Annotated in this window: 13 protein-coding genes; all 13 read left to right on the plus strand. The window is 45.8% G+C overall.

The window, feature by feature from the left end; translation table 11 throughout:
• The coding region (locus RT269_RS28645; protein ID WP_313187825.1) for a phage tail protein at positions 1-2,457 on the plus strand (2,457 nt) is incomplete at its 5' end.
• 14 nt (positions 2,458-2,471) lie between these two features.
• The gene (locus RT269_RS28650) at positions 2,472-2,849 is read left to right on the plus strand and encodes a hypothetical protein (protein WP_025230470.1); all 378 of its coding nucleotides are present in this window, start codon (positions 2,472-2,474) and stop codon (positions 2,847-2,849) included.
• Positions 2,849-5,074 (plus strand): hypothetical protein, encoded by a 2,226-nt coding sequence (locus RT269_RS28655; RefSeq protein ID WP_313187826.1) that lies wholly within the window; start codon positions 2,849-2,851, stop codon positions 5,072-5,074. The genes RT269_RS28650 and RT269_RS28655 overlap by 1 nt, the downstream gene beginning before the upstream one ends.
• Positions 5,058-5,465, plus strand: a complete 408-nt coding sequence (locus RT269_RS28660; RefSeq protein ID WP_025230468.1) for a hypothetical protein — start codon at positions 5,058-5,060, stop codon at positions 5,463-5,465. Before RT269_RS28655 ends, RT269_RS28660 begins: the two co-directional genes overlap by 17 nt.
• Entirely contained in the window at positions 5,456-6,085 is a 630-nt protein-coding gene (locus RT269_RS28665; protein WP_313187827.1) for a hypothetical protein, read from the plus strand. Before RT269_RS28660 ends, RT269_RS28665 begins: the two co-directional genes overlap by 10 nt.
• Positions 6,082-6,987 (plus strand): Ig-like domain-containing protein, encoded by a 906-nt coding sequence (locus RT269_RS28670; RefSeq protein ID WP_313187829.1) that lies wholly within the window; start codon positions 6,082-6,084, stop codon positions 6,985-6,987. The genes RT269_RS28665 and RT269_RS28670 overlap by 4 nt, the downstream gene beginning before the upstream one ends.
• 9 nt (positions 6,988-6,996) lie before the next feature.
• Positions 6,997-7,152 carry a hypothetical protein gene (locus RT269_RS28675; RefSeq protein WP_313187830.1) on the plus strand — a complete coding sequence of 52 codons (156 nt, stop codon included), beginning with the start codon at positions 6,997-6,999 and terminating at the stop codon, positions 7,150-7,152.
• A complete protein-coding gene (locus tag RT269_RS28680; RefSeq protein ID WP_313187832.1) occupies positions 7,136-7,585 on the plus strand; it encodes a hypothetical protein in 450 nt (149 codons plus the stop codon). Before RT269_RS28675 ends, RT269_RS28680 begins: the two co-directional genes overlap by 17 nt.
• A 3-nt stretch (positions 7,586-7,588) precedes the next feature.
• Positions 7,589-8,404, plus strand: a complete 816-nt coding sequence (locus RT269_RS28685) for a hypothetical protein (RefSeq protein ID WP_313187833.1) — start codon at positions 7,589-7,591, stop codon at positions 8,402-8,404.
• 12 nt (positions 8,405-8,416) lie between these two features.
• Positions 8,417-8,812 (plus strand): hypothetical protein, encoded by a 396-nt coding sequence (locus RT269_RS28690; protein WP_025230463.1) that lies wholly within the window; start codon positions 8,417-8,419, stop codon positions 8,810-8,812.
• A gap of 4 nt (positions 8,813-8,816) precedes the next feature.
• Positions 8,817-8,954, plus strand: a complete 138-nt coding sequence (locus tag RT269_RS28695; protein WP_313184913.1) for an XkdX family protein — start codon at positions 8,817-8,819, stop codon at positions 8,952-8,954.
• Between the two features lie 11 nt (positions 8,955-8,965).
• The gene (locus RT269_RS28700; RefSeq protein WP_025230461.1) at positions 8,966-9,388 is read left to right on the plus strand and encodes a phage holin family protein; all 423 of its coding nucleotides are present in this window, start codon (positions 8,966-8,968) and stop codon (positions 9,386-9,388) included.
• A 66-nt stretch (positions 9,389-9,454) separates the two neighbouring features.
• The coding region (locus RT269_RS28705; RefSeq protein WP_313187836.1) for a peptidoglycan recognition protein family protein at positions 9,455-9,856 on the plus strand (402 nt) is incomplete at its 3' end.

The raw sequence follows: 9,856 nt of genomic DNA on the forward strand, positions 1-9,856 counted from the left end.
ATCGGAAAGCTGATGAGCCTTGCCAAGGCGTTCAAGGCGTTCACGGAGTTGATATCCGGAAAGAAAGGTTCCGGTGGGGGTGTATCGGCTGCAGCGGCTTCTGGCATGGAGGCTATTACCGATGCTGCGGATAATGCTTCTGGTGCTATCGGAGGGACAGGTGGAGCTGCCAAGAAAGCGGCCAAGGATATCAAGGGAATGTCTACTGGAATTGATGAGTTAAATATCATCGATCCGGATACTGGAAGTGGCAGCTCTGGATCTGGGGGGGCAGGTGACTATGCTGCAGATGAGTTTGACATGGGTTCCCTTGATACTTCTGGCGTTGAGGAAGTCAGCAATAAGTACCAGGGATTAATTGACCGGGCGAAAGAATTAGCCGGATTATTTAAGACCGGCTTCAGCATTGGGTTCGGGGATATGTCTGTACTGGATAGCATCAAGCAATCCATACAAGGAATTGGTGTGAGTTTGAAAGGTATTTTCACCGATCCAGCAGTCCTGGCTTCAGCGGAGGAATTCGGAAACCGCATAGCTGTAAATCTTGGAAAAGTAACTGGAAGTATGGCTTCTATCGGCGCCTCCATAGCGGATAATCTGCTGGGCGGGATTAATAAGTTTCTAGAGCAAAACAGCGGTAGGATTAAAGAGTACCTGATATCCATGTTTGATATTGGGGGAAGTATTGCGGATATTGCTGGTAATTTTAGCGTTGCACTTGCAACAATATTCTCATCACTTCGAAGCGATAGTGCTAAGCAGATTTCTGCCGACTTGCAAGGTATTTTTGCAGAAGCTTTTATGGGCGTTACGGAGCTGGTCGGCAAACTGGCTAGGGATTTGCTTGATACGATTACGGCCCCCTTCATTCAAAACAGGGACCTAATTAAGAAGACTCTGGAAGATACTTTTTCCACTGTGGAGCCTATCTTCTCTGAAATAAAATCTATTATAGAAGAAGTCTTCACAAAGATCAACGAAACTTATGACACCCACGTTAAGCCTATGCTTGACTCTTTTGGGAAAGGTTTCACTGAAATAGCAACAAAGTTCCTGGAGCTTTACAATACCTATTTCCTTCCCGTACTAACCTATTTATCTGAGAAATTCCAAGATTTTAGAGAGCAATATCTGTCACCTCTGATTGATAAGTTCATGGAGTTTGCGGGGAAGACAGCTGATGCAATAACTGCGTTGTGGGAAAATGTTTTGCTGCCTTTTATCCTTTGGTTTATGGAGGCAGCGGCTCCAATTATAGCGGAATTTATTAAAAATGCTATTGATAGATTCTTCCTATTTTTTGAGGGTGTAAGCAAAGTTGTCGGAGATATTTTGACAGCTCTTGGCGGCCTTATGGACTTTATCGTTGGTGTGTTCACTGGGGATTGGCATAAAGCATGGGAGGGAATAAAGACCTTCTTTAACGGCATTTGGGATGCTATGAAAGGTATCGTCTCTCTCGCAATAAATACCATTAGCTCCATTATCAAGACCGTTCTTGATGTCATAAAAGGTATTTGGGAATTGGTGTGGAATGGTATTAAAACCCTTGCGTCAAACATCTGGGATTCGATCAAAAGCAAAGCCGCCGAAGTCTTTGAAGCGATCAGGGATAAGCTGTCTGAAATCTGGGACAGTGTGAAATCCACCATTGAAGACAAGTGGAACGCCATCAAGGAATGGTTCGGAGAAATCTGGCAAAAAATCAAAGATGTATTCAAGTTGGATGAAATGCTCCAAATCGGCAAGGACGTCATGAATAGGTTCTGGGAAGGTATGAAAGGTGTATGGAGTAACATTACGGACTGGCTGGGAGGAATTGCAAAGACCGTCGGGGAAGTATTTGATAAGGTTATTGATGGGGCAAAAAATGCGTTCAGCAGAGCCAAGGACGATGCAGAAGAAAAAGAAGATAAAAAAGATAAAAAAGGATCCTCCAGTTCAGGAAGTAGTAAAGGGTATGTAAATAGTGGTCCAGGTGTAAAGGGCCGTGCAACCGGAGGATTTCCAGAATCAGGAAGCCTGTTCGTAGCCAATGAAAACGGCAATCCCGAAATGGTGGGGAGCTGGGGAGGCAAGGCTGCGGTTGCCAATAACATGCAGATTACGGAGGGAATCACCAGGGCAGTGCAGTATGGCATGAGATCCGCCATTGCTCCGCTTGCTTCCAGCATGAGCGCCATTGTCAGCAATGCAACCCCGCAGCTGTCCCTGGTCGGCACTACCGGACGTAATATAAATACAGCAGATCAGGTCCAGGCAATGGCTGGCCGGGCTATGACCATGCCCACCGAGAACATGTCGGATCACTACCTGTCCCTCATGGTGGACCTTCTCCGGAAGATCATAGAACTGATTGAGGCCATGGATTTGACTGTAAATATTGATATCAGGGAGATTAAAAAGAAATTATCCGATCTGGACAAGAGAAGCGGTTTCTCTCTAAGAACAACTTAAGGAGGCGGTACACTATGGCAGTAATAACAATCAATGGCCGGGAGTTTCCGTCTCCCGACATTGGCGGGAATCTGGTGGTGGCAACGAATGTAAGTGACGGAAAAAGTGCCCTGGGGGAGTTTATAGGCCAGAGAGTGGGGAGAGATCAATACAAATTTGAGAACCTGCAATGGAAGTTTTTAGACGCTGCCACTTGGGCAGCTATGCTGCAGGAGTTTGATAAATTTGTTGTGACGGCAAGGATTCCAGACATGGTTCATAATTGCATGATGACAATACGCATGTATCCGGGGAACCGGACAGCAACCCCCATAGAATTTGATGCAGATGGACTTCCATCAAGGTACATGGACTGTAAGGTAAATATAATTGACTGTGGGGTGATTGAGTAGTGCAGCCAGCAAGTCAGAAATATAAAGAACTGATGCGCCGTGAGTTCAGGGATCCGTTTTCATATATCCGCGTAACCATCGGCCTTATTAATCAGCAGGCCCAGGCCAGCGCTTACGTCCCGGACAAAGAAAATTATGCTTATTACAGCAGTTTTAAAATGCCCCTGGACAATTACGAAGTTAAGGAGCTATATGCCACCTGTGACCAGGACTACACGGCGGTGGACGGCAGCATGTACTTCCTTCCAAGGGAGAGATCGGATGTGGTGCTCAATCAGGGCCTTGTCTCAAAGGATCTTCTTGGCCCTATAGAGATCCGGTTTCCGATTGAGTATGACATCAAAGGCTTAACGATTGAGTTTGGAAAAGCCTACCCAGTGGATTTTGTCATAGAATCCGATAACAACACGGTGGCAATCAAGGGTAATACAGATGGGCATTTCGTCACAGAGGAGATTTTCAACGGGGCAACGTTCCTGCGCTTTACCCCTTTGAGCATGATAAACGGCAAGAGCCGGTCCCGGATCCACATGGTAACTATGGGTATCGGTGTATATTTTGACAGCCGGAAGATCCTATCAGCTACCAAAAGGGAGCACATCAGCCCTATTATGGAAGAGCTGCCGACCATTGATTTTAATCTAACCGTAAATAATAAGGACCGGGCTTTTGATGTGGAGAACGTCAATAGCTCTGTAAACTTCCTGGAGATTGGTCAGGATATCACTGTTTTATACGGCCAGGAGCTTGATGACGGATCCGTGGAATGGTTTCCTGGTGCAACTGTTCAGCTGAAAGAATGGTCTGCCGATGATGAGCAGATGGAATTTTCAGCAACAGATCGTTTTGACGGCATGGACGGAACCTATTATAAAGGCCTATACCGACCGGAAGGGATCAGCCTGTATGATCTGGCGGCTGATGTGTTTTCAGATGCCAAGGTAGATTCCCGGTCCTATTGGATCGATCCTTATTTAAAGACCGTAAAGGTTTCCAACCCGATGCCGGTTGTCTCTCACAAGGAAGCCCTGCAGCTGATCGCCAATGCAGGCAGGTGCATTCTCTATCAGGACAGGAGTGGCAGCATCTTTTTACGATCCAGCTTCATTCCAGATATGGCGGCCAGTGGTGAAGAAGGGACGGAGTATAGCCAGGCCGGGAACATCTTAAAACCGGGAAAGAAAGCAGAATACGCTTCCTACGCATCAGATTTTACTAAGGCGGATGCCAGTCAGTATTTTATCACTGAACAGGCCCCCTATCTGGATATGGGATATGTCAGTCAAGCCATGAGCAGGGAGGACGGTACCTTTATAGAAAATCCCCGTGTTACAGTGCAGCTAGAAGCTTCCTTTACCTGTTTTGGAGTGCAGTTCCTTTTTGGTAGAAATCCTCCAGAAGAATTTGTTATACATACTGGCCTGTTTGGAGAACCGGTGGAAGATATTACAATCCGGGAGATCAGCCAGGAAACGATTGTTAGCCGGGAGTTTAAAACCTTTGACTGCGTGGAGATTGAGTTTATAAGAGCCAGACCACACAACCGGATCCTGCTGGATTACATCGGCTTCGGGGATGTGACGGATTACCGTCTGGAATATAGCCATGAGCTGACCAAGACCCCGAAAGGTATTCAGCAGGCCAAGGTGCGAGAGCTGCAGGTGATCCGGACTATTTACAATCAGGCCGGGGATAACAAAGAGCTGGGCAAAGAGACGATTGTAGTCACACCTGCAGAAAACAGGTATACATTCTACTTTAATAATGCGGCCTATGACTTATCCTGTACTCTGACAGAGCCGCAGGAGGGGCAGGAGGCTATTATCGTTGACAGCAGCAGTTATTATGCCACTGTGGAGATTACGGGGGCCACCGGCGCGGTAGAGGTTGTTTTGACTGGCCGAGAATACACGACAAGCCAGGCCAAGGTAAGCAGGCAATTAAACCCTACTGGCAGCCTGGAGACCTGGGAAAACCCCCTGGTGTCTGGCATGATCCATGCCGCTGACTTGGCTGAGTGGATCGGGAACTACATGAAAGCGGACCGGGAGTATGAGCTTCAGTACCGGGGAGAACCCCGCATCGATGCCAATGATCTGGCTTTTTTGGAAAACCGGTATATCCCCGATATGCTGATCCGGATCTATGACCATACCCTTAAATTTAACGGAGCGTTATCTGGATCAATCAAGGCAAGGAGGTATATGGATGTGGATACAACCTAAGATCTGGAAGAAAGAAGATCATTTTAATATAGAAGATTATAACCGGATCAAGAATAACCTTCAGGAGCTTCGGGCGCTGGCCGTTACCTTATATCCGGATTTTGCAATCAAGGAAATGGGACCTGATAAGGGCTATCAGGACTATAGTTTCTATGCAGACGAAATCAATACCCTGGAGGATAACCTTGGCCGGATCCGCGATAGCATCTATCCCTATTGGAAGGGGGAAACGGTGACATGGTACGAGAACCAGCCCTTTCCAGATTACCTAGCCTTAAATCGTATTGAGGGGGGCTGCCTGAAAATGTATGAGAACCTGATGGGACAATCCAGGGGCCGCCCTCGATGTACCTTCCATCTTGGCCGGGGGAGGTGTGCAGTATGTCGGTAAAGTATGCTAGAGCTGTTATAGATGGCGTTACCTACGAGCTGACGTTGGGAGAGGACGGTTCGTATCACGCTGTTATCCCGGCCCCCCAAGCTCCTGACACGGATTTGATGGAATACCGCAGTTATGCGGTCACCCTGCAGTCTGGTGACGTTGCTGGCAATATCACGATAAAAGGCAAAGACGATCCAGAGCTTGGTGGGGATCTTCGGCTGGTGGTGAAGGAAAATATCTTTATCACTACAAAACATTGGGAACCGCCTAATTACTTTAACGCAGTAGATTATAACCGGATCAAATATAATGTTTGTTACATCAAGCGAATTGCAGATACACTTTTTAACAGTGTGGAATTTATAAACATGGGTCCGGATAAGAGCTGGGAAGAATATCCAAAGCCGGAAGACTTCCAGGTGATTGAAAAGAATCTGAATTACATCTGCATAGCCTCTGGCCTTCCAGCAGATCAGTACAGTGTCCACCTGGAGAATAAGCCATTTTTGAGTTATGGAGAATTGAACCAGATAGAAGAGGCCTGCCAGAAGCTCTTTGACCGGCTATATGGAATCATGAAAGCCCGGAGAAGATTACCCATTTCATTAGGAAAGAGAGGAACTTTATGAGTGTTAAAACGGTACAGGCCACGCTCAATGGCCAGACCTACAATCTAACGTTGAACAGCTCCACAGGAGCCTATGAAGCAACCATCACCGCCCCATCAACGTCCAGTTATCCTTTGAGTGGACATTATTACCCTGTATCCATCAAAGCAGAGGATACGGCGGGAAACGTCACCACAAAGGACGCAACGGACAGTACGCTTGGAAGCAGCCTGCGGCTTACTGTCAAAGAAAAGGTGGCTCCGGTCATTACGATAACAGCCCCGACAGCATCAGCCTTGATAACCAATAATAAGCCCGCTATCACCTGGAATATTACAGATGATGATTCCGGCGTAGATCCTGATACAATTAAGCTAACCATAGATTCTACGGTTGTCACCTCTGGTATTACGAAAACCGCATCCGGAAAAGGATTTACCTGCAGCTATACGCCTCCATCAGCTTTGGCAGATGGCAGTCATACAATAAAGGCAGATGCATCGGACTATGATGGTAATGCAGCTTCGCAGAAAAATGTGACCTTTAAAATTGATACAGTACCGCCCACCCTAAACGTAACAGCTCCTGCCAATAATCTGATCACCAATCAGGCGGCCTGCACAGTGACCGGAAACACCAATGATGTGACTTCCAGCCCTGTGACCGTGACTGTTAAGCTTAATAGTGGATCCGCGGCTGATGTGACTGTGAATGGTGATGGTACATTTAGCAAACCACTCACCTTGGCGGAGGGGGCCAATACGATCACCATCGTGGCGAAAGATGGAGCAGGTAAGACAACTACGGTAACAAGGGCCGTCATCCTGGATACAGCAGCTCCGGTTATCTCAGAGGTGAGTCTGGTACCGAACCCAGTAGATGCCGGCAAGACCTTTGTTCTGTCTGTAAAGGTGACTGATTAAGGAGGGTCTATGGCGCAGATTGAGATCACAAGCGTAAATATAAGTAAAAATCCAGTGGCAGCGAAAGAGAACTTTGTAATCTCCGTCCGGGTGGGGATCTGGGCGGAGCATCATAATCGGCTGCCCTTTAAGTTAGGAGGAAAAAGAAATGGCATTAAAAACTGATTATAAAGATGATGGATTTGCCGGGAACAGAAAATACCGCATGATTACAAATGCAGATGGAACAATGAGCTTCGAAGATGTGACCCCCTATGATCCGGTAGGTGATAGTTTTGGGGCAAAAGATATTAATGATACGAATAAGGCAATCAATCGGCTTGATCACGTGACAGAGGCCACCTTGACTGCCGCAGGCTGGACCGGTAGTGCAGCCCCGTACACGCAGACAGTAACGGTTGCAGGAGCCACGGCGGAGATGGAGGCTACGGTAGTAAGTGCTTTGGCAGATGGAGCCACAGAAGCAGTCCAAAAGGCATATAGTAAGGCCTTTGGGATTATAACAAGTGGTACGGCCTCCCTGGGGGCTGGTACTGCCTTATTTAAGGTATACAAAAAGCCGACTACGGATATCAAAATCGGTTTGAAAGGAGTGTAAGGTATGGGAAAGATATGGATGCCGGGAGGTGGCGGCGGGGCTGACCTGGATGTGATAACGGCTGGGGTCGGTGATGTGCTGGCTGGGAAAGTGATTGTTGATAAAGATGGCAATCCAATGCCCGGAACGTTGGCATTAAGCGGAAATGCATCAGACGATCAGGTATTAGCGGGAAGGTCTTATTACAGTATGGACCCTAAAAGCAAGCGAACAGGATCCATGCCTAATTATAGTGGGACCCCTACCGCAATAGATGCAATTCGGATTAATAATAATAGGTTTGAGGTGGCCGTTGCAAGAGGTTTTCATGGGTATTCATGGGCAAATAATGGGTATGAATATATGAGTTACGATCAGGTTGCTAATGCAATAGGTTTGACTCCTGCAAAACTGAAAAAAGGTGAATGGGTTTGCGGAAGAACCGGTACGTTTGAGGGATATGTACCTGGCGTTCAGGATTTATATTATAGAGGGAACAATGTTGCGGGATGGTCTGGAGCAAAAGTGACATTGGATTCCGGGCAAATATCAGTCAACTCAAGTGCAGATATAAGAACCTCAGTTAACGTAAATCTCTCTGGTAAAAATTATCTAAATATAGAGGGGTATGCTGAAAATGATGGGAACTATTATGACTTTTATATTAGCACAAATAATGGTTCTTCATGGACTCAGCTTTATAAAGTAGTTCTTGTTAAGGTATCTGGCTATTATACACTTAGCATAAGTGTATCGCCTTTTGAAATGACAGGCTTATTAAGGCTTTATTTAGATAGATTCAATATAAAAGGCGCTATTTATAGAATTTGGTTGAGTTAAGGAGGAGTTTAAATGAAAATATATGTAAATGAACAAAATGAAATATTATCATTAGATAAAGAACCAAGTTATTTCAAAGAAGTCTATGAAGTTGTACAAACAAGAAATGCAATGTTTGGAAACTGGTGCGATACCTGTATATGTGCCCACAAATACGAACCTCAGTATGAATTTCTCTTTAATGATGATGGGAGCAATGCCAGAGACGAAAAAACTGGCGAGCTACTTTATAGGCTTGATGAACGAGGAAACAAAATCCAGAGTGGTTATGCCTGTTATCCTTTTGTAGATTACCGTACCCTTATGTTGATTCAAAATCAGTATGAGGAATCCCAGAAGCAGGTACAGGTCCTTAACGCTCAGATAGAGTACCTGTCCATGATGTCAGGATATGAAATGGAGGTATAAAACGATGAATAAATTTGAAAAGGTGAAAGGATTTTATGAAGCAAGTCTATGGTCCGTTGGAATGGTATGGAATGCCGTAGGACGTTGGATCACCGAAAAAGAATACCTGGATATCACCGGGAAAGAGTATAAGAAAGAGTGAGGAATATGAGAATGAAAAAAGAAGCACTTTGTATGGTAGTGGGAACTGTGGGAAGCTTCATAGCGTCATTGTTTGGGGGCTGGGATACCGGGATCGGTACTCTGGTCCTTTTTATGGTAATTGATTTTCTTTCCGGATTGGCCGTAGCCGGAATCTTTAAGAGGAGTACCAAAACTGAAACGGGAGCCCTGGAATCAAAAGCCGGCTTTAAAGGGCTCTGCCGCAAGTGCATGACCCTTCTGTTTGTTCTGATTGCCTACCGTCTGGATCTGGCTATCGGAACCAATTACATACGGGACATGGTGATTATAGGATTCATGGCAAACGAGCTGATCTCCATCGTGGAAAATGCCGGACTCATGGGTCTGCCGCTTCCTGCAGTTCTGATCAAAGCCATTGATGTGTTAAAAAAGAAAGCAGAAGCAACAGAATAACTTGTTGTAACAGGGTAACTTTTGGGCATGGGATAATCCTGGGCCTTTTTTAATTGGAGGGAAAATATGCAGATCAAGAAATTACTTTCACCTTATAATTATAATACTGGAAATACGGACCGCATTAAGTACATTGTGATCCATTATGTAGGAGCCTTGGGAGGAGCAGAAGCAAACTGCAAATATTACGCCTCTCAGTACATTGGTGCCAGTGCTCACTATTATGTTGGATTTGACGGGGAAGTTTGGCAGTCCGTTGAGGAAAAGGACATTGCATGGCATTGTGGGGCAAAATCATACATCCACCCGGAATGCAGGAATCAGAATAGTATTGGTATTGAAATGTGTGTAAGAAATAGCAGCGGAAATCTGGCTGACACAAGCCGGGACTGGTACTTTGTGGACGCTACGGTAAAAGCAGCGATCGAGCTGACAAAGGAGCTGATGGAGAAATATAACATACCTGTG

Origin of the sequence: Lacrimispora sp., assembly GCF_032078915.1 — a bacterium.
In the GTDB taxonomy this organism is placed as follows: domain Bacteria; phylum Bacillota; class Clostridia; order Lachnospirales; family Lachnospiraceae; genus Lacrimispora.

Coding starts and splice junctions, on each gene's coding strand:
- RT269_RS28650 (WP_025230470.1), top strand. CDS start 2,472: ATGGCAGTAATAACAATCAATGGCCGGGAGTTTCCGTCTCCCGACATT.
- RT269_RS28660 (WP_025230468.1), top strand. CDS start 5,058: ATGTGGATACAACCTAAGATCTGGAAGAAAGAAGATCATTTTAATATA.
- RT269_RS28665 (WP_313187827.1), top strand. CDS start 5,456: ATGTCGGTAAAGTATGCTAGAGCTGTTATAGATGGCGTTACCTACGAG.
- RT269_RS28670 (WP_313187829.1), top strand. CDS start 6,082: ATGAGTGTTAAAACGGTACAGGCCACGCTCAATGGCCAGACCTACAAT.
- RT269_RS28675 (WP_313187830.1), top strand. CDS start 6,997: ATGGCGCAGATTGAGATCACAAGCGTAAATATAAGTAAAAATCCAGTG.
- RT269_RS28680 (WP_313187832.1), top strand. CDS start 7,136: ATGGCATTAAAAACTGATTATAAAGATGATGGATTTGCCGGGAACAGA.
- RT269_RS28685 (WP_313187833.1), top strand. CDS start 7,589: ATGGGAAAGATATGGATGCCGGGAGGTGGCGGCGGGGCTGACCTGGAT.
- RT269_RS28690 (WP_025230463.1), top strand. CDS start 8,417: ATGAAAATATATGTAAATGAACAAAATGAAATATTATCATTAGATAAA.
- RT269_RS28695 (WP_313184913.1), top strand. CDS start 8,817: ATGAATAAATTTGAAAAGGTGAAAGGATTTTATGAAGCAAGTCTATGG.
- RT269_RS28700 (WP_025230461.1), top strand. CDS start 8,966: ATGAAAAAAGAAGCACTTTGTATGGTAGTGGGAACTGTGGGAAGCTTC.